Here is a 22,350-nt window from a genome sequence, read left to right on the forward strand (position 1 = left end):
ATGACCGCACTGGCTGAACGGGCCGAATGGGCTGCGACCGCACACGACAGAGATGCGATCGCCGCTCTGTTCGATATCCCCTTTCTCGACCTGGTCGCGCGGGCGCACGCCGTACATCTGCGCCATCATCCGCGTAACGCGGTGCAACTGTCGACACTATTGTCGATCAAGACCGGCGGGTGTGTCGAGGACTGCGGCTATTGCAGCCAGTCTGCGCATCACAAGAGCGGACTCAAAGCGGAAAAGCTGATGGCCGCCGATGCCGTCGTAGCTGCGGCGCAAGCCGCCAGGGACGGCGGGTCCGGGCGTTTCTGCATGGGTGCGGCGTGGCGCGAGCCCAAAGAACGGGACATGCCGGCCCTGCTGGACATGGTTCGGCGTGTGAAGGCGCTGGGCCTAGAAACCTGCATGACACTGGGCATGCTGACCGATGACCAGGCGGAGCGGCTCGCCGATGCCGGGCTGGACTATTACAACCACAATATCGACACGAGTCCGGAGAATTACGGCAGCGTCATCACTACGCGTACGTTCCAGGATCGTCTCGACACGCTTGATCGCGTCAGAGCCGCCGGCATGTCGGTCTGTTGTGGCGGCATATTGGGCATGGGCGAAAGTCGGGCCGACAGGATCGGCTTCCTGCATGCGCTGGCGAGCCTGCCAACGCCGCCTGAGAGCGTGCCGCTGAACGCGCTGGTGCCGATCGCGGGCACACCGCTTGGCGATATGCTGGCCGGCACGCCAATGGCCAGGATTGACGAGATCGAATTCGTGCGGACGGTAGCGGTCGCCCGAATCCTGATGCCCCAGAGCATGGTGCGGCTGTCCGCTGGCCGGGAAAGCATGAGTGAGAGCATGCAGGCGCTCTGCTTCATGGCTGGCGCCAATTCGATATTCACCGGCGATCGGTTGCTGACCACGGGCAATAACGGATCGGATGCTGACGCGGGACTGTTCGCCAAGCTTGGCATCAGCACCGACCTTTGATGGCCTTTCGCACGCGCCTTACCGACCTGTGCGGCATCCGCCACCCCATCATCCAGGGGGGCATGCAGAATGTCGGCTATGCCCAGCTTGCAGCGGCAGTTTCGAACGCTGGTGGGCTGGGCCTGATCACTGCCCTGACGTTCCCTACCGCTGAAGCTTTGGCTGACGAGATCGCACGCTGCAAGGCCCTCACGAGCGCGCCTTTCGGGGTCAATATCTCGGTTTTTCCGACGATGCGGCCACCTGATTACGCCGCCATCGTCGATGTGATCGCGCAGGCGGGGATCAGCGTCGTCGAAACGGCCGGAACGCCTGCGGTGCGCGAGGTCTGGGACATGCTCTTCGCCAAGGGCATCCGCGTCATCCACAAATGTACGTCTGTGCGTCACGCCGTGTCGTCGGAGCGCTACGGCGTCCATGCCATTTCGATCGACGGCTTCGAATGTGCCGGGCATCCGGGCGAAGACGATGTGCCTGGGCTGGTGCTGATCCCGGCGGCGGTCGATCAGCTCTCCATCCCGGTGATTGCAAGCGGCGGCATCGCCGATGGTCGCGGGCTGGTCGCAGCGCTGTCTCTGGGAGCCGACGGTGTCAATATGGGCACCCGCTTCTGCGCCACCCGCGAAGCGCCGATTCACGACCGGGTCAAGCAGGCCTATATTGATGGAGACGAACGGGACACGACGTTGCTGTTCCGACCATTCCGGAACAGTGCGCGCGTCGGGCGCAATAGCGTTGCTCAAGAAGCCCTGCGCCGAATCGAGCAGCCTGGTTCAACCTTCGCCGATGTTGCTGAACTGGTCAGCGGCCAGCGTGGCAAGGAACTACTGGCTTCGGGAGATCTGGACTCTGGCATCTATTGGGCCAGCATGGCGCAGGGGCTGATCCACGATCTCCCTAGCTGTGATGAATTGATCACCCGGATTATGGCCGAGGCCAGTGAGATAGTCACTGAGCGGCTGACCGGAATGATGACGGCTGGAGACTGATCAACGTTTCTTGCGCAGCTTCCCACGTTCCAGGGCAGCAAGCACCGCAGCGCCGCTCTCCGGGCGTTCCACCAGTGCAGATGACATTTCCTGCGCTTCCAAATAGGCCTCCATCCACTCTGGTCCTTCCTGCATTAGTGAGGCCAACTTGCGCGCGCGGAGGGCCGGAAGGCTTTTGCGCGCTATTTCGCCGGCGAGATCAAGCGCCAGGGGCAGCACAGCTGCGTCGGGAACCACGTAATTGAAAAAGCCCGTCGATTCGAGTTCGCGTGCCGTGAAGGTCCGCCCCGTGTAGACCATCTCTCGCACTTTCGCTTCAGGCATCTTGAGCATCGCGAACATGCCCGCGCTTCCACCCACCAGGCCATAATCCACTTCGGGGCAGGCAAATTTTGCCCTCTCACTGGCAACCCGTAAGTCGCACATGCCAGCCAGCATCACGCCGACGCCGATCGTCGCCCCCCTGATCGCTGCAATCATCGGACGATCAATCTTGTGAAAGCGCGGCAACTGTTCGTTGATGAAGCGATAGCGCTCTTTTCGCTTCTCTATCGTCATGTCCTTGAACTCGTGCAGGTCAGCGCCGCCACACCAGGCCCGGGCCGATTCGGGCGCTGTAATGACGATGGACCGTATCGTGTCATCCCCGGCGACATGATCGGCAAAACGGCCGATATCCTCATAAACGGACAGTGACACCGCATTGACCGGTGGGCGGGAGAAGGTGACGATCGCGACGCCATCATCCCGCACCTCCAGTGCGAAAGAACCGAAACTGCGCAATATGCTCATTGAGGAATGCCTTATGCCGCCAATTGCAGGTCGAGGCCGGTCAATTCGCGCAGCCGTTCGATCGTCAGTCCGTCCACCATCTCGATAACCCGGGCGCCATTGGCGCCAACCTCGAATATTGCGATATCACTGTAGACGCGAGAGACACAGCCTATGCCTGTCAGCGGGTAGCTGCATTGCGCCACCAGCTTGCTGTCTCCGGCCTTTGTCAGCAGGTCCATCATCACGAAGACCTGCTTTGCGCCTACTGCCAGGTCCATAGCGCCGCCCACGGCAGGAATGGCATCGGGAGCACCCGTGTGCCAGTTCGCCAGATCGCCTGTCACGGAAACCTGAAACGCGCCCAGAACGCAGATATCGATATGACCGCCGCGCATCATCGCGAAACTGTCGCCATGATGGAAATAGGCGCCCCCTGACAGAAGGGTGACGGGCTGCTTGCCCGCATTGATAAGATCCCAATCGATATCCGCCTCGGCGGGCGCTGGTCCCATACCGAGCAGGCCATTCTCACTTTGCAGGAAAATGTCCTTCTCCTGCGGAAGATAGTCGGCGACCTTGGTTGGCAGCCCTATTCCCAGATTGACGTAGGCGCCTTCAGGAATGTCCTGGGCAACTCGGGCGGCCATGGCAGTGCGGCTCATCGGCTGCATGTTATTTCTCCGGTTCAGGCTGCTTGTGCAGCGCTGGAAGGGGCGTTGAGAACGATCTTCTGAACGAAAATGCCCGGTGTAACGATCACCTCGGGATCAAGGCCGCCAAGCGGTACGATCTCGGCCACTTGAGCTATCGTGCATTTGGCCGCCATCGCCATGATAGGTCCGAAGTTGCGGGCGACCTTGCGATACACAAGGTTACCCCATCGGTCCGCAGCCTGTGCCCGGATCAACGCGAAGTCCGCATGGATGGGATATTCCAGCACATAGTTGCGCCCGTCGATTTCCCGGGTTTCCTTGCCTTCAGCCAGCATAGTCCCGTAACCCGTCGGCGTATAAATCGCGCCCAGACCTGCTCCAGCCGCTTCGATCCGTGCCGCCAGATTACCTTGCGGCACCAGTTCCAGTTCCACTTCGCCAGCTCGAAACCTAGATTCGAAGTGATGTGCACCGGCTTGGCGAGGAAAAGAACAGATGACCTTCCGCACGCGGTTGGCTTTCATCAACGCCGCGATCCCGATCTCGCCGGCCCCCGCATTATTGCTGATAACGGTTAGATCCGATGCTCCATGATCGATCACTGCTTCAACTAACTGATGCGGCATGCCGGCATCGCCAAATCCGCTGATCATGATGGCAGCGCCATCATGCAGACCGCTGACGGCCTCACGCATAGTTTCGGAAATCTTGTTTATCATCGGTCGCCCCTCGTGCGCACTGGACTGCTATAATGCGGATGTAAAATGTCAGATTGAACGCATTCTCATTGATCGTTGGCAGCAGTCTTCAAAGCCGCATAACCGCCATCGAAATAAATGAGCGGGTTGCTTTCGCCCGTCCCTCCCATTGCATCCACCTCGCCGATAAATATCGTATGCGTTCCATAATCATGGCTGTCGGCGACGACACACTCGAACGTTACGAGAGCATTTTCGAGCATGGGTTGCCCACGTGGTCCAGTTGACCATAGTCCGTCCAGAAATCGCGCGTCGCCATCTAATCCCCGTTGAGCCGAGAAGATTGCCACGGTTTCGAGTTCATCGTCAGCCAGCAAGTTTACGCTGAACGCTCCGGCGCGCTTGATGACGCTATACGCGCTCGCCGATCTGTTGACGCAGACGAGAAGCATGGGCGGATCAGCGGAGAGCGACGTCCAGGCGGTCGCCGCCAGGCCAGTGCGCGCATCATCTGACCGAGCGGCAATAATGGCAACTGATCCGGGAACGCGCCGCATCTGTCCCGTAAACCGAGCTCGCTTCGCCGAAGCAGCGTTCACTGCCTCTGTGTTTTCGGTGGACATTTCAAATCCTCTCGCTGACGATGTCATTATCCGATAAAACGTCGGAAACTTTATCGCCTGACGCTGCTGCGCACAAGCGAAACATATCAGCGTTGAGAAATTGGCAGCACCAAAAGAATGACCGGAATTCGATGTTCCCTAATGTGTATCGTCAAAGAAGGTCGGCTGAGCAAAAGAGCCTGCAAAGTCGCGCTACCGCAACATATCCGATTCTAAATCGGAATGCTGCTGGCACGCCGGTTACTTTCGCCATTCCTGCGGCGCCTACTCCTCACGCGTCGCGGTAGGATGGCGCCCGGTGGTCCAGGAAGGCGCGCACGCCCTCTGCACCGTCGTCGCCTGCCGTCAGTCGCGCCGAAAGGGCTTGAGCATCCAAATAGGCTTGCTCCCATCCCCGCCCTTCAATGCCGGACGAAGCGATCTTCCGCGCACGAATCGATGGCAGGCTCTTGGCCGCGATGTTCCGCGCCAACTTCAGCGCCCGCGGCATGACTTCCTCGCGCGGTAGCACATAGTTGAAGAAGCCCGTCGGCTCCAGTTCCCTGGATGTGAAGCGCGCACCGCTGAACAGCATCTCGCGCACCTTGGCCTCAGGCATGTTCACATGCGCAAACAGGCCAGCACCACCCGCCACCAGGCCGTAGTCAATTTCGGGGCAGGCGAAACAGGCATTTTCCGCAGCAATGCGCATGTCGCACAGGGCAGCCAGGATCATGCCGATGCCGATGGCATGGCCGTTGATCGCCGCGATCACCGGCCGATCCATGCGGTAAAAGCGCGGCAGTTGAGCGTTGATGAAGTCGTAGCGCGCCTTACGTCCCTCCACGTCGATGCCGACAAAATCATTCAGGTCCGCGCCCCCGCACCATGCGCGAGCGTCGTCCGGCGCCGTCAGGACGATAGCGCGGATGGTGGGATCGCCTTCGACGTGATCGACGATGGCGCCGATATCCTGATAGACTGACAAAGAGACCGCATTGACGGGTCTGCGATCGAACGTCGCCACGCAGACGCCGTCGGAATCCGTTCCCAGCGTGAACGACCCTATGACCTGAGATGCCAGCCTTTCGCCTTCAGGCTCAGACATCCCATTCAAGTATGAATGGCTTCACACTACCCACGATACCATTGGTGAAGCGCAATTCCGCGCCTTCGGCCAGTCTGAATTCGGGGATACGCGCCAGCCATTCGCGCAGCACGATCTTCATTTCCATGCGGGCGAGATGGGCGCCGGGGCAGGTGTGCGAACCTCGACCAAAGGTGGAATGCTTACGCGCTTTGCGACCGAGCCGGAAATCGAGCGGATCGTCATTATTGGCTTCGTCCAAGGTAACGACGATGGTCGGAGCCATCACCATGTCGCCCGACTTGAGATGAACGCCCTCGAACTCGATATCGTCGCGCACTTCGCGGGAAGACGAGACGACAGGGAAGCGCCGCAGGAATTCCATCAACGCGTCGTCGATCAGCGCGGGATCAGCCACCAACGCACGACGCAGGTCATGGTCTTGCGCGAGCCAGGAGAGAGTGAAACTGAGCAGGTTGACAACCGTGTCCAGGCCGCCGACCAGTACCTGCATACAGATATTCTGGGCCTCCACATCGGTCAGTTCCCGACCGCCGACCTGACCGTTGACCATCCGGCTGATCATGTCCTCCCCCGTGCCGCCGCGGCGTTCGGCAATCACGGGCATCAGATAGTCGCGAAACAGTTGAGCGACCTCGGGGTAGGTCAGCGACCCGTCGGGACGGGTAAACTGATCGGCAAGATGCTTGAGCTTGGGCAGATCCTCGATCGGCAGATCGACGATCTGCATGAAGATCTGGACAGGCAGCTTTTCGGCGAATTCATGCATGAAGTCGCACTGGCCGTTCGGCCTGAATCCTTCGATCAGGCTGACGGTCAGATCGACGATCTTGGATTCTACTGGCTTGAGCGGCTTTGGCCCCAGATTGTCGTTCAGCAACTTGCGAAACGGCTGATGCGCCGGCGGATCGAGCGACAAAGGGATGAGGCGATAGGCCTCGCCCGCCGTCTCCTTGGGTACCAGTACGGTGTGATTGGAAAAACGCTCCGAATCGGACATGACCACGTCGGAAATGTCGCCGCGCAAGACCACCCAGTGCCCTCCATTATGCGGCGTCCACATGACCGGATAGGCAACCTGGTCCATCAAGGCGCGCCAGCTATGATGCAGGGTCGAACCTTCAGGCACGTCGCGATAGATGTCGAAGTCGAAAACCCTGTCGGCAGGCACATTGTCCGGCCGAGGGACATCGTGACCTACAGGTTCAATCGTTCCGATTTCCATATACTACCTCTCACTGCGGGCGAGCCACGCTCCGATTGTTTGATCGGACCCTATCCGAAAGCCGCTTTCAATAAAAGAATTTTCGTCGGATTTTTTATCGATAATGCTTGAAAACCCTGCCGCTATTGCGGCACATGCGTGTATATTCCGACTTAAAATCAAAATCAGGAGAGTTTCATGCGTCGACTCGAAGGCAAAGTAGCGATCATCACTGGAGCCGGTCAGGGGATGGGCGCCGCCCACGCCCGACGCTTCATTCGAGAAGGTGCGCGAGCTGTCATAACAGACATCAACAAGGATGCGGGGGAAGCGCTGGCAAAGGAGCTGGGCGCTGACGCCCATTTCATCGCTCATGACGTAGCACGTGAAGCAGACTGGGTCTCCGTTGTCGCACAGGCAGAAGAACGATTCGGGCCGGTTAACGTCCTCGTCAACAATGCTGGTATTATTGGCCCCGGCGCACTGGTAACCGACCTTGCGGAAAAAGATTTCGAAAAGGTCTGCGCGATCAATCAGACGTCCGTCTTTCTGGGAACGAAATTCGTCATACCTTCCATGATAAAGGCTGGCGGCGGCTCTATCGTGAATATCTCTTCGATATCGGGCATCGTTGCGATCTACGGCACGCCGAATGTTGCCTACGCCGCAAGCAAGTTCGCCGTCCGCGGCATAACGAAGCAGGTCGCAATCGAATTCGGCGGCCATAATATCCGGGCCAATTCGATCCATCCCGGCTACATTCGCACGCCGATGATGACCGAGGCGCTGGATGACGAGCAGATCAAGATCGCGAGTGCATCCGTCCCTATCAAAAGGGTCGGAGAGGTCGAAGATGTATCGAACCTGGTCGTCTTTCTGGCGTCGGACGAAGCAAGCTTCATTACCGGAACCGAACATATCATTGATGGCGGCCTGACCGCGCTCTGATGCACGCAACCGCAGCGGTTCGGGATCCGGTGATGGGGGCGACAGCGGAATGGCGGAGGGGCTGGCACTTGGTCGGCCTCACCGCATTGGGTATTACCTGCGCCCCAACCACCCTTCCCGTCTATTCCATTGGGGTTTTCGTCGCCCCTTTCCAGCAGACGTTCGGCTGGGGCCGTGGCGAGATCCAGACGGCCATCCTCTTCAGCACGGGCCTTGGAGTGGTTTGTGCGCCCCTGGCCGGCTGGATGGTCCGCCGTTTTGGCGTGCGCATGACGATTCTTCCCGGCCTATGCGGCCTTGCGGCCTCCCTGGCGCTGGCAAGTGCGATGACCGGCGCACTGTGGCAACTTTACGCGGTTTACGCTCTTATGTCACTGCTGGGGGCGGGAGCAGGCGCCGTCGGCTGGACGAGCCTGCTCGCCGAACGCTTCTTTCAGGCGCGAGGGCTGGCTTTGGGCCTTGGCCTGTCTGGCACCGGACTATGTGCAGTGCTGATGCCCCAGATCGCCAGCCAGGCCATGGCATCATGGGGATGGCGCAGTGCCTATTTGGCGCTTGCGGCCTTCATACTCTTATGCGTTTTCCCGCTATGTTTAGCGCTTCTCCCACGGCGGGAGGACAATGGGCTAACGCACTCGACCCAAAGCGGCGAAGTCGTACCAGGGCAATCGCTGCATGCTGCAACACGGTCACGGCGCTTCTGGCTGTTGGGCGCCTCTACAGCCTGCATTTACCTGGCGATCGGTGGAATCATTCCCAATCTGGTGCCCGCGCTGGCCGACAAGGGCATGTCTGGCGGCGACATCTCCAGCGTTCTGGCGGCCTTTGGGATAGCGATCGTCGCGGGGCGCATCGGCATCGGCGCATTGGTCGACCGCTATTGGGCTCCGGGCGTCGCTGCGTGCGCCCTTGTACCCGCCAGCTGCGCGTGCCTTGTGCTGGATGAGTCTTCGGCTGTCCTGTTCTCGATAATGGCCGCTGCCATGCTCGGCGCGGCAGCTGGCATGGAACTCGATGTTCTCGGATTCCTCACCGCGCGATATTTCGGCCTCAAGGATTTCGCACGCATCTATGCCCGCGCCTATATCTTCGTCGCGGCAGCTGCAGGTACCGCACCTCTTGCTTTCGGCCATGTTTACGATCTCTCTCGCAGCTACCATTTGCCATTCGTCATCTCGGCTGTCTTGTTAGCTGCAGGCGCAGTGGGCCTCCTGAGCCTGGGACGATATCCCGACCATCAGCAATGCAACGATCGACGCTAGTTTCTGGACCCTGCCCTGTTCCCGAGAGTATTCTTTTCTGGTTGAGGGAATCTGGAACGGTCAGAGCGGCAGGACCTGGAGTTTTGCAGAGCAAAGGCGAGATGCAGCACGGGTTGGCAGATCGCGTTTTTCGCTGCGGCATCTGGATCGAGGTGGTGCTGTGGCGAGTGTGCCGAACAATCGCTCTGAGCTTTTAACGCCTCACTGTTTGAACAAGTGACTAAGCTCCTCAGCGTGGCATGGTTTGCTCGCGCACTTCGGAATGGAAACCGATCATGCCTTATGACAGCATATTCTCGCCAGATCTTTTCAAAGGAAGCACGATCATAGTGACCGGTGGCGGTAGCGGCATCGGACGGTGTAACGCGCACGAACTCTCTGGCCTTGGTGCACATGTTGTGATCATGGGGCGCGATGAGGAAAAGCTATCGACGGTGCGCGACGAGATAGTCAGCGACGGAGGAATGGCGACCTATGTCGTATGCGACATAAGGAAAGAGGAAAATGTCAAAGACGCGGTGCAAAGGGTTCTGTGCGATAACGGCCGGATAGACGGCCTTGTAAACAATGCCGGTGGGCAATTTAGAGCGTCTCTAAGAGACATATCGACGAAGGGCTTCGAGGCGGTTGTTCGAAACAATCTGACCGGCGGCTTCATATTCATGCGTGAGGTCTATACGCAATGGATGGCCGGAATTCGGCCATTCGGGTGCAGCGCGCAGCGGAATGTTGAGCCTCACCGAAACCGCAGCATCAGAATGGTCTGCATCTGGAGTCCGGGTCAACGCCGTCGCGCCAGGTGCTGTGGCTTCAAGCGGATTTGACAGCTATCCGAAAGAATTGCGGCCGAAGATGCAGGCCTATGCCTCCACCATTCCTATGCAGCGTTTCGGAACGGAAGCGGAAGTTTCTGCGGCGATCAGCTTCCTGTTATCGCCAGGGGCAGCCTTCATCACAGGATCGTGCCTGCGTGTGGATGGTGGCGCGCCGAATGCGCGTAGCACTGGTACATTGATCGCGCATGACCGCGCTACGGCGTTCAACGGCTTTCATCGAGTCATCATCCCCGAATCTTTGCGGTCCGCCGATGATGACCCGACTTTCAAGCCTGAGAGCTCAGGTTGAGTATTTTGCACTCGTTTTCGCGGCGACCTCTTCTGCAGTGACACCGGGGGCCAGCTCGACAAGCTTGAACGGGCTGTCATGATCAGCCCGCTGAAAGACGCACAGGTCGGTGATGATCATGTCGACGACATTCTTGCCGGTCAGCGGCAGGGTGCATTCGGGGATGAACTTGGGATCGCCGTTCTTCGCGTTGTGCTCCATGACGACGATGATCTTCTTGACACCCGCGACCAGGTCCATCGCGCCGCCCATGCCCTTGATCATCTTGCCCGGAATCATCCAGTTGGCGATGTCGCCATTCTCGGCAATCTCCATCGCGCCCAGCACGGTGAGGTCAATGTGGCCGCCGCGGATCATCGCGAAGCTGTCGGCGCTTGAGAAATAGGCGGTCTGCGGCAATTCGCTGATCGTCTGCTTGCCGGCATTGATGAGGTCGGCATCCTCCTCGCCCTCATAAGGGAAAGGACCGATACCCAGCATGCCGTTTTCCGACTGGAGCGTCACCGTAACGCCCTCGGGAATATGATTGGCAACGAGCGTCGGAATGCCGATCCCAAGGTTCACATAAAAGCCGTCCTGCAGCTCCCTGGCTGCACGCGCCGCCATTTCGTCGCGTGTCCAGCCCTTGATTTCCTGAGACATCATGCGGCCTCCTTCTGGCGTACTGTGCGGAACTCGATTTTTTTGGAGTAGGGCGCCCCCAGGATCAGGCGTTTCACATAGATGCCCGGGAGATGGATCGCATCCGGATCGAGACTGCCGGTAGGTACAATCTCTTCGACTTCCGCAACGCAGATTTTTGCCGCGGACGCCATCGGCTGGTTGAAATTGCGGGCCGTCTTGCGGAATATCAAGTTGCCGCTCTCGTCTGCCTTCCAGCCTTTGATGATCGCGAGATCCGCGAAAATCCCGCGTTCAAGGATATAATCCTGACCGTCGAATCTTTTGATTTCCTTGCCCTCAGCCACGGCCGTTCCTACGCCGGTCTTTGTGTAGAAGCCCGGGATGCCGGCTCCACCCGCACGACATCGTTCCGCCAAAGTGCCCTGCGGACAGAATTCGACCTCCAGCTCGCCGCTCAGATACTGCCGCTCAAATTCCTTGTTCTCGCCCACATAGCTGGAGATCATCTTCTTGACCTGGCGGGTGCGAAGCAGTTTGCCCAAACCTTCGCCGTCGATACCGGCATTGTTGGACGCGATGGTCAGATCCTTGACGCCGCTATCGACGATCGCGTCGATGAGTCGCTCCGGAATACCGCACAGGCCGAAGCCGCCGGCGCAAAGGTGCATGCCATCGAACAACAGTCCATCAAGCGCCGACGCGGCGCTGTCGTAGATCTTCTTCATGCTGGCTCTTTCATGAGGGCTGGAGAAACGAGTAATTGCCCTCGCACGGAGGGCGAAAATGGGTTGATGCGACAATCATTGATTTTCTGGCGCAGTGGCCTCCACGCCAATCCCGTGGCGGGCTCGCCCCGACGCACTCATTCGCGTGAGATCAACCGGCCAGAACGGGGCATCAAAGCCAGCTGTCAGCCTTGCTATTCGCCATATTTCGCCGTCCCGGCGCAGATTGACGCGATAAAAGCCGGTCGTTTCAAGCTTGGCTGCCTTGCCATCTGCGGACATCAACAGCAGGTAACTCATCGTCGTTGCACTATCCGCAGTTTGCGTCTCCACGATCGTATTCAGGATCATGTGACGTCGCTGGTCATGCTGATGCGGCCAGAACTCCGAAAGCCATTTGATGATGGCGCTGCGGCCGGTGAAAGGACCGATCCGGATCTGGCCGAGAACGTCCCCCTCCCAAACCGCGTCGTCGGTAAAGCAAGCAGCCAGTCGCTCGATCTGCCGTTCGTCATAGGCCCAGCAATAGCGCTTGATCCGCTCCGACAGAAAGGAATGACCCGCAACGCCTTCGGCGGTTTGAGGGCAGATGCCTTCACCAAGCGACAACAACCCGGTCCGATGCGCCCAGCCGGGAATGAGATCGATGTCATCTTGGTTGGTGGTGGCCATGGCCTAATCCTTTCCAGCCGAGGCCGCGAACAATGGCGGGATCAGCGCCAACTCGTCGGCCGTGCCGCGTGGGTCGATGAAGTTGTCGAGCGAGCGGATGGTGCCGATATTATCACGCAGATCCTCGGGCCCGTGGTCCGGATTGAAGTAGCCGTCACCCACGATGAAGGCGACGCGAGCAACTTTGCCAGAGGACACACTGAATATTTCGCCATTCACCTGCGTCGAGCGATGAGCAAGCCAGAGTACGGTCGGTGAAACGATGGATGGGGGGCCCATGGGAACTTGGCCAAGCCGGATTTCCGCTTGCCAGTCGTTTCCTTGGGCTTCCTTGCCGCCGAAGAAGGCGTCGCGGTTCATGCGCGTGATGGCCATAGGCGCTATCGCGTTTACGGTTATGCCGGTTCCGTCCGTCTCATGCGACAGGCTCCTGGTGAAGCCCGCCACCCCGAGCTTGGCAGCGCCATAATGAACGAGCTGCTCATTGCCCGCGAAGCCGGCATTGGATGTGGTGTTGACGATACGGCCATGCCCTTGGGCGACGAAGTGCGGCCAGACTGCCTTCGACATCTGGAAGGCACCATCGAGGGTCACCGCGATCATCCGGCGCCAGCTTTCCTGGCTGATGTCCTCCAGCCTCGCGAAGTCGATGATACCGGCATTGTTGACCAGGATCGTGACTTTGCCGAAGGTGCTGAGCGCAGTGCGTACAAGCGCCGAAGCGCCTTCTGCCGTATCGACGGAATGACAGTCGGCAACGGCCCGCCCGCCTGCCGCGACGATCTCGTCCACGACGGCCTGCGCCACACCGACCGACCCGCCTTCACCGTCGGAATCTAACCCGATATCATTGACCACCACCGCTGCGCCGCGCGCTGCAAATGCCAAGGCATGCTCCCGGCCAAGGCCGCGCCCGGCACCGGTGACGATTGCGACGTCGTCGTCGAAGCGCATTTCCGTCATGCCGATATCCTCATGCCGGTATCTCGAACAGACCCGCCGATCCCATGCCGCCCGCGACGCACATGGAGACCACTGCCCACCGAACGCCGCGCCGTCGGGCCTCGATCAGGGCATGCCCGGCAATACGGCTGCCCGTCATGCCGAAGGGATGGCCAAGGGCTATGCCGCCGCCATTGACGTTGATCTTCTCCGGGTCGATCCCCAGGAAATCGCGACAATAGAGATATTGGCTCGCGAACGCCTCGTTGATCTCCCACAGGCCAATATCCTCGACCTTGAGGCCAGCCCGGTCGAGAAGCTTGGGAATGGCGAAGATGGGGCCGATCCCCATTTCCTCGGGCGGACAGCCGGCCGACTGGAAACCACGATAGATCCCCAAAATATCGCGACCTTCTGCCTGCGCCGTAGCCCGGTCCATGACAATCTGAGCAGACGCACCGTCAGAGAGCTGGCTGGCGTTGCCAGCCGTGACGAATCGGCCTTCCTTGACGATCTGCCCATCGCGCCAGACCGGCTTGAGGCGGGCGAGACCTTCGGCCGTCGTATCGGCGCGAATGCCTTCATCGACGGAGAGGGTAAGGGTCTCCGTCCCGGAGATGCTGCCATCCTTCTCGATGACGTTTTTAGTGACCGTGATCGGCGCGATTTCTGCCGAAAAGCGCCCCGCCGCAACGGCAGCGGCGGCACGCTGGTGGCTGATGGCTGCGATCTCGTCCTGAGCTTCGCGGCTGATGCCGTAGCGATCGGCCACGATCTCCGCGGTTTCGATCATCGCCATATAGGCGTGCGGCTTGCGGTCGAGAACGGCTGCGGGGCGCGCACGGTGGGTAGGCGCGTAGTCTCGCGTGTGGGTAATCGATTCGACACCACCCGCAACCGCCACGTCCATGTCTCCCGCGATAATGCCGCGCGCGGCGAACGCGAGGGCGGTCAAACCGCCGGCGCATTTGCGGTCCACCGAGGCGCCTGGTATCGAGTCGGACAGACCGGCAGCGAAGACAGTGGTGCGCCCGATGTTGAACCCCTGGTCACCCCATTGTGATCCCGCGCCGAAGATGACGTCTTCGATGCGGTCAGGATCGATCCCGGCACGTTCGATCGCCGCATTGACCGCATGCGCGGCGAGCGCGGGCGCATCTGTGTCATTGAATGCGCCGCGGCCGGCTTTGGCGACAGGCGTTCGGGCGGTTGCGACAATTGCGGCTTCACGCATGGCTAGATCTTTCAAAAGAGGTTTGCAGAAAAGTGGTCAGCGCGGCGAGGAAGGCGTCGCGCTTTTGATGGTGCAGCCAGTGGCTCGCCTCCGGAAAGGTGATGAGGCTGTGATTGGCTATGCGCGCGAGCCGTTCGGCCGGCGGTAGCGGAATCCAACTCGCTTCCCCATAAGCGAGCAGTGTCGGACAGCGGATCGCGGACAATATGTCGTCCAGATCCAATCCATGCGCATCTTCGGGCGCCCGCTGCCGACAGGCGTCGTCATATTTCCAACTGAAGCCGCCTTCTGCGCGGTGGATCACGCCGTAGCGGACCAGATGCGCGATCGTCTCCGTGTCGATGCCGGGATTAAGCTCTTTCATGCGCAATTCGGCCTCGTCGAGCGATGCGTATGTGCGCGGCGATCGCTGCCGGTTTTGTTGCTGGCCTTCGATCCATCGGCGAAGCCTGACGGGGTAGGCTTCAGCGACCTTGCGATGTTCTCGAACAATCGGAAGCTCAATGCCTTCGATCACGCACAGTGCCGCGATCCGTTCAGGGTAGCAGGCAGCCAGCCGGAGGGCGAGTTGCCCGCCGAGGGAATGGCCTATCAAGCTGATGTCGGAGAGATCTAGTGCCGTGACAATGTCTGCAAGGTCCATGACGTGGTTGGCGAGCGTGTAGCTGGCGGGACCGGTCCAGTCGCTATCGCCATGTCCTCGCAAGTCCGGCGCAACCACATGAAATCGGTCACTCAGCACGCTGGCAACCCAGTCCCAGTTGCGGGCGTGGTCGAGCAAGCCGTGAACGAGCAGCACTGTTGGTGCATCGGGATTACCCCAGATGCAGACATGGCGGCGACTGCCCTGGATGGCCAAAGTTTCCGATCGAGGCTCGATCATGCGTCTGCCAGAGCCGTCTGCTTGAGCGCGCGCCGAAGGATCTTGCCGGTCGGCCCCTTGGGCAACTCGTTGAGAACATAAATATGTGACGGGCGCTTATAAGATGCCAATTGGGTTGTGCATCGGTCGGCGAGCACTGAAATTTCGACCTCACATCCTGGCCGAAAAGCCACGAAAGCGATCGGCACTTCTCCCATCAGATCGTCATGGGCGCCGACCACCGCGACTTCGGCGACACCTGCAACTGCGTAGAGGACTTCCTCTATGTCGGCAGGATATATGTTCTGCCCTCCCCTGATGATGACGTCTTTGAGCCGATCGACAATATAGGCGCGGCCATCGTAATCCAGATAACCAACGTCGCCACTGTGTAACCAGCCGTCAGCAAGAGCCGTGGCTGTGTCCTCCGCTGCCTGATAATAGCCTTGCATGACGTTCGGGCCGCGAATGACGAATTCCCCAACAGTCCCGGCTGGAAGCAACTGCCCGGTTTCATCCATGACCTTCAGCGTCATGCCGTCCAAGACGCGGCCGATTGTGCGGCCATGTTCGACCTCGCCGTCGTCACCCAATCGAACAGTAGTCAAGGTGACCAACGCAGTGCCTTCCGTCAGTCCATAGCCGGTCAGGACTTCTGCGCTAGGCGCGATGTCGAGAACGTGGCGAAGGAGTGGAGCCGGCACCGGCGCACCCCCCGTCATGATTCGCGTGATGGACGATAGCGTTTCGCTGCATGCATCGGGGTGATCGATAATCTTTTGCAACATCGTGGGGACGCCAGGCAGGAACGTGCAACGATGCGCATTGATGGCGGCGATGCACGTTCCTGCATCGAACCGCGGCAGGAGCACCATGGTCGCTCCGGTCACCAACATGGCGTTGATACACTGGTTCAGCCCGAAAGTGTTGTAGAGGGGCAAGGCGCAGAGGATCGTGGACGTGCCGTCAAGACCCAGCCATTGCGGCGTGCGGTCGTAATTATCCGCCAGATTTCCGGCAGAAAGCATGACACCTTTTGCCTTGCCTGTAGTCGCGCTGGTGAGCAACAGCATCGCGAGATCGGTTGCCACGACCTCGACCGGCTCCACTACTGGTTGGGATGCGGTTGTCAGAGCGGGGAGCGACAGGATCGTCCCGTCAGTTCCGCCTGAGTCGATCGATATGAACGATATAAGCGAACTGGGCATCGCGCTGCCATCAAGAGGCGCCAATAGCATCGATGTCGAAATCACGAAGGCGAGATTGCAGGTCTCGACCGCATGAGCGATCTCGCCGGGTCGATAGGAGATGTTCAGAGGCGTGATGACAGCGCCAATGGCGAACAGCGCCTGCTCGACGAGGATGAAATCCGGGCAACTCGGTATCAGGATGCCGACGTGCATTCCGCGTTCGATACCGGCCGAGATGAGTCCGCCCGCCAACGCCTTGGTTTGCCGCGCCAGATCGCCAAAGCTGATCTGCTGATCGCCGAATATGATCGCGGTTTTGTCGGGGCATTCCCGTGCGCGGTCGAAAACATGGTTCGCACGATTAGCCATGCGCCTGCACCGCAACAGCGGCCATCGTAGCGATGTCCAGCCCATAGACTCGCGCCGCCGTACGCGAAAAGAGCGCTTCCTTCTCGTCGGTGCTGGCACCGCTCGTCAGCCGCTTGAAGGCATTCCAGCCCGTGCGGTACGAGTACATGCCCTTATCGACAGGGAAATTGCTTTCGAACATGCATCGATCCGCTCCGAAAAGGTCGATGCACGCCTCGATATATGGCCGCCAGGACTCGGCCAGATCCGTGGACGTCGGCGGCAAAGCCTGTTCATGCCACTGCGCACCGCATACGATCATGCCGAGTCCACCCAGCTTGACCGAAACATTCGGACAACGCGCCAACTCGGTCATATCGCCGATCCACATCCGATAAGTTTCGTCCTCCCGGCCTGCATATGGCCCGACGCCGATGATGCAGCCGATGTGATCTAGGACTATCGGGAGATGCGGCATCGCGTAGGCGAGTACGGTCAGTTCGGGTATCTGACGATGATAAAGCATCGCGTCATAGGACAAGCCGAATGCCTCAATTCGAGCTAGGCCAGCGCGGTAGCTCGGGTCAGCGAGCAACTGGGCCGGAGCCGGTCTGATGACGATCCCATCGGGAAAATTGGGGTCTCTCGACACACTATGGCGTATCCCCCGTAAGCGCCCACCGGCGGCGGCGGCATGTGCTTCCAGAACTTCGTCAACCCGATCACCCAGCGTCAGATCGGCATGAGCGACGATACCCGCGGCAATTTCGGTCGATGCACCAAGGCGGCGCGCCGCGTCACTGATTGCGGCGACTTTTTCTGTTTCGCCAACCGGTGCCAACTGCACCGGGCCGGAGGTATGATAGCCATAATGCGCCTGCACGAAGACGGTCGCAACGATATGGTGTCCATCGCCAGCGTCCTCGAGCATCTCTTCAAGCAGATAGGGGTGGCCACCTTCATCCCAAAGATGATGGTGCGCGTCCACGATCGGCAGGGCCGGATCGATAACCTCTTCCACGCGCTGCGCCAGCCAAGCCGGCGCTGGGGGTGGATAGCGATAGCGACCGCTCACATCGAGTCCCACGACAACCTCTCCTGTTTCGTTGATCCGAGAATGTTTCGGATAAAGAGAAAATGCAAGCTTGGATTTTCAACTCCTGATTTCGGTGCATTCCGGGAAAAACGCGAACTTCAGCGTCCAACAAAAATCCGATGGTTCGTCGATTTCCTTTGACAACATGTTTCGGCTGCCAATAAGTAAGTGCCAACGAGGGCGGTGGATGAACCGGTTCCATCGGGAGGGGAGGTTCCCCAACCGAGCGGTTGCGCAAACTGCACAAGGATGAGGAAGCACTGATGGGCTTGAGCAAGGTGGGCGTCGTTGCGACCGCCCAAACGGAATTTCGACCTGCCTGGAATAACGCGCAGCATATCGATCTGATCTCTTCGGTGGTCACGTCGGTGTTCAAAGGGTCCGGACTGACCATCGATGATGTGGATTTCATCATCGACTCCGGTAGCGACGTGCTCGACGGTCGCTCCATCTCCAACTGCGGATTCCTGGGTGCGCTCGGCGCCCATCACAAGGAAGAGGCCCGGGTCGAAGAGGATGGCCTGTGGGCCGCACTCTATGGCGTAAACAAGATCCGCTCGGGCTCCGCTTCGGTCGGTCTGATCGTCGCCTATTCCAAGCCTTCGGAATCCAATGTGGATCTCTACTGGAACGCCCAGGCGGAGCCCTTTTATCAGCGCCCGGTCGGTTTCGGGCAGCGCGCGGCCAACGGCATTCAGGCGCAACGCTACCTCGCCGATAGCGGCGTTTCGACGCGCGATCTCGCTGACTTGGTTGCCGATCGCTGGGCCGCTGCGGCGGCTTCCGGCAAGGTGTTGATCGACGATCTGCCCGATGCCGACGCGATCCTGAGCGCCCGGGAAGGCGCTGCACCGCTCACCGACCTGATGTTCGCGCGACCGGTGGATGGTGCTGTCGCCATCCTGATCGCTCGCGAGGATATCGCCCGCCGCACCAGCCGCAACCCGGCCTTCATTACGGGCATGGGCACGTCGATGGACACCCATAGCGTCGCCGTGCGCGAAGCCGGCACGCTGTCTTCCGCAGCGAAGGCCGCGGCGATGGCATATCGCAACGCGGGTTGGACGTCTCCGGATGTGGATCTGGCCGAAGTCAGCGGGTCGTCGGTCGTTGGCGAACTGTTGGCGATCGAGGCGCTGGGCCTCGCGCAAGCAGGCAAGGGCCTGGCAGCGGCACGTGATGGCAAGGTTGCGATCAACCGTTCGGGCGGTGCGCTGCCGGCCGATCCGATTATGGCAACGGGGCTTGTTCGGCTCGCGGAAGCGAGCCGTCAGCTGAGCCAGCCTGAATTGTTCGGCGGCGGCACGCCGAGCCGCGCAATCGTCCACGGCGCCGGCGGCGTCGGCATGCAGAACAACTGCGTCTTCACTCTCGAGGTTTGATCATGGGTCGTCATGTTGGAATTGTAGGGGTCGGGCAGACCCATCATTCGCGCCGTCGGACCGATGTCAGCCAGGCAGGTCTTGTCCGCGAAGCAGTGGATCGCGCGCTCGCTGATGCCAAGCTGAGCATGGAGGATATCGACACCGTCGTCGTTGCTACCGGCCCGGTGCTGTTTGCCGCAGTGAACCAGCCGGAAAAGTGGGTGGTCGATGCGATCGGCGCACAGGGCAAATCCGTAGTCCGTCTGACCAGCGGCGGCGGCGCCGGCTTCGCAGGCGCGCTGGCCGGCTACTATCAGGTCGCGGGCGGATTTTCCGAGCGTACCCTGGTAGTCGCTTATGACAAGCTGTCCGAAGGGCAGCTGCAATATTCGATCTCCACGCTTTACGATCCCTTCTGGGGCCGGGAGTTTGCGGTCGGCATCATGGGCTTTTCGGCAGCCTACTGGCGCGCGCGCATGGATGTTCTCGGTCATACCGAGGAAGCGGCGGCAATGGTCGCTGCGAAGAACCGCAAAAATGCGATCGCCAATCCCTATGCGCATGTGAAGAAGGAAGTCACGGTCGAGGACGTCCTCAATTCCAAACCGCTTTGCTGGCCAATCAAGCTGCTCGACGTGCCGCCCATTTCCGATGGCGCCGCCGCGATCGTTCTGTCCTCGGAAAAGATGGCGCATCATTCGACCAGCCGTCCGGCCTGGATCCGTGGCATGGCCTATTGCTGCGAGGCGGACAATGCGCCCGAAAGATCGCTGATGCTGTCCGAGCCGCTGGCGATCGCCAGCCGCCAGGTCTATCGCGCCGCCGGCATCACCAACCCGCGCCGCCAGTTCGACGTCGTGGAGGTGCAGGAGCCCTATAGCTGCTTTGAACTCAACTATTATGAGAGCCTTGGGCTGTGTCCTCCCGGACAGGCAGCCGATCTGATGGCGTCAGGCGCAACGCAGCTCGACGGTGACATTCCGGTGAACCCGTCGGGCGGCTGCATGGGGGCAAATCCCATCGGTGCAGTCGGCGTCATTCGTCTGATCGAGGCGGCGACGCAGGTCATGGGCAAGAATGAAAGTCACCAGATCAAGGACGCCAAGACCGCCCTCGTTCAATCGGGCGGTGGCTGGGCCAATCTGCGCGGTTGCGCCGTTCTGAGCGCATAAGGAGAGACATAATGTTTTCCGCACCGGACAGCTATCCGATCGACCTGCCGACCTTCCACAGCGAGATCAACCTGCCCTATACGCTGACGCCCGGCCGGGCGGCGGGCACTTTTCTGGCGGAGGTCAAGAACCGCCGGATCATCGCCTCGCGCTTCGCTTCGGGCCAGGTCGTCGCGCCTGCGCAGGATTTCTCCTCCGTCGGCGGGGAGGAACCCGAAGCCTTTGTCGAGGCGCCGCATACCGGCGTTCTGACGGCTTTTACCCGCGTCGATGGCCAGGTCATCGGCTTCATCCGCCTCGACGGCTGCGACAATGACTTTCCGCACCGGGTTCTGGCCGAACTGGACGACCTGTCCATCGGCCAGCGGGTCGAAGCGGAATGGGACGACGGCGTCGAACAGTCGGTGCTGGCGATCAAGGGCTTCCGGGTTGCGCCAGATGCACCGGTCGGCACGGTCAAGCCGCTGGCGGCGACAGAAGAGCCTCTGGGCGTGATCCCCTATGCGATGAAGCTCGATTATGAACATGCATATGGCCCCTATTACGGTCGCATGTTCGACGAGATCCGGGAAAATGGCCGCTTCATGGGCGTGCGTTCGCCCGGCAGCGACGTCGCGCTGCTTCCCCCGCGCGAGATAGACGATGTCGCCCACACACGGACCGGCACCTGGAAGGCGTGCGCCGATACCGGGACCATCCGTGGCTGTTCCATCATCAACATGGAAGTCTACGGCCAGACCCGCAAGGTCCCCTATGTCTATGCGGAGATCGTGCTGGACGGCGCATCGACGCGCATGATCCATGTGATCGAGATCGACAGCTTGGAAGAAGCCAAGGAGAAGATCAAGCCGGGCACCCGCGTCCGCGCTGTGTGGACCCAGGGCGAACGCAAGGGTCGCGTGTCCGACATCGAGCGCTTCGAGGTCATCGACGAGTGACCCACTATCGGATCACATCCCTGCGGATCGGCGAACTGCATCTGCCGCATGGCGCTGGCATCATGCGTGATCCTATCCATTGCTGGCTGGTGCGTGGCGACGGCGTGAACATCCTGGTCGACAGCGGGATGGCCGAAGTCGCCACGATCACGAAGAGGTTGAAGGTGAAAGGCGCTCGGGGTGGACATCAAGCCCTGCGCGAAGAACTGGCCAAGGAAGGGCTCGCTCCCGAGGACATCCATTATGTTGTCCTCACGCACATGCATTTCGACCACGCTGATAATCTCGATCTTTTCCCAGATGCCTGCGTCGTTGTGCAACGCGCTGAGCTGCTGGCGGCGATCGATCCGGTGCCTTCGCAACGCATCTATTACTGGCGGTCGACCATCGACAATCTGATGGCGCGCAAGAAGCCGCTCCAGCTGCGGCTGCTGGAGGGCGACGCCGACCTCCTTCCCGGCTTCCGACTTCTGAGCGTGCCCAGTCATACCGAAGGCATGCAGGTTCCGGTCATATCCACCGAGAAGGGGTTGGCCGCCATCGCGTCGGATCTGGGCGATCACTATCGCTATTGGTTCCCTGACGACCCGCGCGCTACCGACCGTCCGCAGCGGTCGCTCGCGGGCGCGTTCCTCACGGGGAATATCCGCAGCGAAAGCGAACGCGTGTGGCAGGCTGCGATGCGACGCGTGCTGGACAACAGCGACATCGTCATCCCTGCGCATGACTTCCGCATACCTGTCCAGGTTCCGGAGCAGTGGTTCGCCATTCCTGAATCTACCGAGGGCGACATCGCCCATCACCCGTTCGAAACAGAAACGCCCTGAGAGGTG

Annotated in this window: 22 protein-coding genes and 1 pseudogene; 9 read left to right on the plus strand and 14 right to left on the minus strand. The window is 60.1% G+C overall.

The window, feature by feature from the left end; translation table 11 throughout:
* Window positions 1-987 (plus strand): biotin synthase BioB, encoded by a 987-nt coding sequence (bioB, locus tag CJD35_RS06275; protein ID WP_095687191.1) that lies wholly within the window; start codon window positions 1-3, stop codon window positions 985-987.
* Complete coding sequence (locus CJD35_RS06280; protein ID WP_095686925.1) at window positions 987-1,976, plus strand: NAD(P)H-dependent flavin oxidoreductase; 990 nt, start codon at window positions 987-989, stop codon at window positions 1,974-1,976. Before bioB ends, CJD35_RS06280 begins: the two co-directional genes overlap by 1 nt.
* On the opposite strand, the gene CJD35_RS06285 is transcribed toward CJD35_RS06280, so the two are convergent.
* The 6 genes from CJD35_RS06285 to CJD35_RS06310 all read right to left on the minus strand — a co-directional run bounded on the left by CJD35_RS06285 (window position 1,977) and on the right by CJD35_RS06310 (window position 6,982).
* Window positions 1,977-2,768, minus strand: a complete 792-nt coding sequence (locus CJD35_RS06285; RefSeq protein WP_216628954.1) for an enoyl-CoA hydratase/isomerase family protein — start codon at window positions 2,766-2,768, stop codon at window positions 1,977-1,979.
* Between the two features lie 11 nt (window positions 2,769-2,779).
* Entirely contained in the window at window positions 2,780-3,397 is a 618-nt protein-coding gene (locus CJD35_RS06290; RefSeq protein ID WP_449325387.1) for a 3-oxoacid CoA-transferase subunit B, read from the minus strand.
* 38 nt (window positions 3,398-3,435) lie between these two features.
* Entirely contained in the window at window positions 3,436-4,122 is a 687-nt protein-coding gene (locus CJD35_RS06295; RefSeq protein WP_095686927.1) for a 3-oxoacid CoA-transferase subunit A, read from the minus strand.
* Between the two features lie 65 nt (window positions 4,123-4,187).
* On the minus strand, window positions 4,188-4,724 hold the full coding sequence (locus CJD35_RS06300; RefSeq protein WP_095686928.1) for a flavin reductase family protein: 537 nt from the start codon (window positions 4,722-4,724) through the stop codon (window positions 4,188-4,190).
* A 271-nt stretch (window positions 4,725-4,995) separates the two neighbouring features.
* Window positions 4,996-5,811 carry an enoyl-CoA hydratase/isomerase family protein gene (locus tag CJD35_RS06305; RefSeq protein WP_095686929.1) on the minus strand — a complete coding sequence of 272 codons (816 nt, stop codon included), beginning with the start codon at window positions 5,809-5,811 and terminating at the stop codon, window positions 4,996-4,998.
* Complete coding sequence (locus CJD35_RS06310; RefSeq protein ID WP_167383139.1) at window positions 5,804-6,982, minus strand: cytochrome P450; 1,179 nt, start codon at window positions 6,980-6,982, stop codon at window positions 5,804-5,806. Before CJD35_RS06310 ends, CJD35_RS06305 begins: the two co-directional genes overlap by 8 nt.
* Window positions 6,983-7,213: 231 nt before the next feature.
* On the opposite strand from CJD35_RS06310, the gene CJD35_RS06315 reads away from it, so the two are divergent.
* From CJD35_RS06315 to CJD35_RS22940, 3 genes and pseudogenes are all read left to right on the plus strand, one after another.
* Window positions 7,214-7,963, plus strand: a complete 750-nt coding sequence (locus CJD35_RS06315; RefSeq protein ID WP_095686931.1) for an SDR family NAD(P)-dependent oxidoreductase — start codon at window positions 7,214-7,216, stop codon at window positions 7,961-7,963.
* A gap of 68 nt (window positions 7,964-8,031) precedes the next feature.
* Entirely contained in the window at window positions 8,032-9,225 is a 1,194-nt protein-coding gene (locus tag CJD35_RS06320) for an MFS transporter (protein WP_167383140.1), read from the plus strand.
* Between the two features lie 275 nt (window positions 9,226-9,500).
* Window positions 9,501-10,350, plus strand: a pseudogene (locus tag CJD35_RS22940) (SDR family oxidoreductase).
* On the opposite strand, the gene CJD35_RS06330 reads toward CJD35_RS22940, so the two are convergent.
* From CJD35_RS06330 to CJD35_RS06365, 8 genes are all read right to left on the minus strand, one after another.
* Window positions 10,342-10,995 carry a CoA transferase subunit B gene (locus CJD35_RS06330; protein WP_174703640.1) on the minus strand — a complete coding sequence of 218 codons (654 nt, stop codon included), beginning with the start codon at window positions 10,993-10,995 and terminating at the stop codon, window positions 10,342-10,344. The pseudogene CJD35_RS22940 and the gene CJD35_RS06330 overlap by 9 nt on opposite strands.
* Entirely contained in the window at window positions 10,992-11,699 is a 708-nt protein-coding gene (locus CJD35_RS06335) for a CoA transferase subunit A (protein WP_095686933.1), read from the minus strand. The genes CJD35_RS06330 and CJD35_RS06335 overlap by 4 nt, the downstream gene beginning before the upstream one ends.
* 75 nt (window positions 11,700-11,774) lie before the next feature.
* Window positions 11,775-12,371 carry a nuclear transport factor 2 family protein gene (locus tag CJD35_RS06340; RefSeq protein WP_095686934.1) on the minus strand — a complete coding sequence of 199 codons (597 nt, stop codon included), beginning with the start codon at window positions 12,369-12,371 and terminating at the stop codon, window positions 11,775-11,777.
* Window positions 12,372-12,374: 3 nt separating this feature from the next.
* Window positions 12,375-13,334, minus strand: a complete 960-nt coding sequence (locus CJD35_RS06345) for an SDR family NAD(P)-dependent oxidoreductase (protein WP_095686935.1) — start codon at window positions 13,332-13,334, stop codon at window positions 12,375-12,377.
* 10 nt (window positions 13,335-13,344) lie between these two features.
* Window positions 13,345-14,547 carry an acetyl-CoA C-acyltransferase gene (locus CJD35_RS06350; RefSeq protein ID WP_095686936.1) on the minus strand — a complete coding sequence of 401 codons (1,203 nt, stop codon included), beginning with the start codon at window positions 14,545-14,547 and terminating at the stop codon, window positions 13,345-13,347.
* Window positions 14,540-15,430, minus strand: coding sequence for an alpha/beta fold hydrolase (locus CJD35_RS06355; protein WP_216628957.1), 891 nt, complete (start codon window positions 15,428-15,430; stop codon window positions 14,540-14,542). The genes CJD35_RS06350 and CJD35_RS06355 overlap by 8 nt, the downstream gene beginning before the upstream one ends.
* Window positions 15,427-17,013, minus strand: coding sequence for a class I adenylate-forming enzyme family protein (locus tag CJD35_RS06360; RefSeq protein WP_244917229.1), 1,587 nt, complete (start codon window positions 17,011-17,013; stop codon window positions 15,427-15,429). Before CJD35_RS06360 ends, CJD35_RS06355 begins: the two co-directional genes overlap by 4 nt.
* A complete protein-coding gene (locus CJD35_RS06365) occupies window positions 16,961-18,022 on the minus strand; it encodes an amidohydrolase family protein (RefSeq protein ID WP_244917230.1) in 1,062 nt (353 codons plus the stop codon). The genes CJD35_RS06360 and CJD35_RS06365 overlap by 53 nt, the downstream gene beginning before the upstream one ends.
* A gap of 284 nt (window positions 18,023-18,306) precedes the next feature.
* Between CJD35_RS06365 and CJD35_RS06370 the strand changes: the two genes are divergently transcribed.
* The 4 genes from CJD35_RS06370 (at window position 18,307) to CJD35_RS06385 (ending at window position 22,344) form a co-directional block, all read left to right on the plus strand.
* Window positions 18,307-19,425: a thiolase C-terminal domain-containing protein gene (locus CJD35_RS06370; protein ID WP_167383141.1), complete on the plus strand. Its 1,119-nt coding sequence runs from the start codon at window positions 18,307-18,309 to the stop codon at window positions 19,423-19,425.
* Between the two features lie 2 nt (window positions 19,426-19,427).
* Window positions 19,428-20,579, plus strand: coding sequence for a thiolase C-terminal domain-containing protein (locus CJD35_RS06375; RefSeq protein ID WP_038293005.1), 1,152 nt, complete (start codon window positions 19,428-19,430; stop codon window positions 20,577-20,579).
* Window positions 20,580-20,590: 11 nt separating this feature from the next.
* Complete coding sequence (locus tag CJD35_RS06380) at window positions 20,591-21,517, plus strand: OB-fold nucleic acid binding domain-containing protein (RefSeq protein ID WP_095686939.1); 927 nt, start codon at window positions 20,591-20,593, stop codon at window positions 21,515-21,517.
* Window positions 21,518-21,606: 89 nt separating this feature from the next.
* Window positions 21,607-22,344 carry an N-acyl homoserine lactonase family protein gene (locus CJD35_RS06385; RefSeq protein WP_244917231.1) on the plus strand — a complete coding sequence of 246 codons (738 nt, stop codon included), beginning with the start codon at window positions 21,607-21,609 and terminating at the stop codon, window positions 22,342-22,344.
* The last annotated feature ends 6 nt before the right edge of the window (window positions 22,345-22,350 follow it).

This window comes from Sphingobium xenophagum, assembly GCF_002288285.1.
Classification (GTDB): domain Bacteria; phylum Pseudomonadota; class Alphaproteobacteria; order Sphingomonadales; family Sphingomonadaceae; genus Sphingobium; species Sphingobium xenophagum.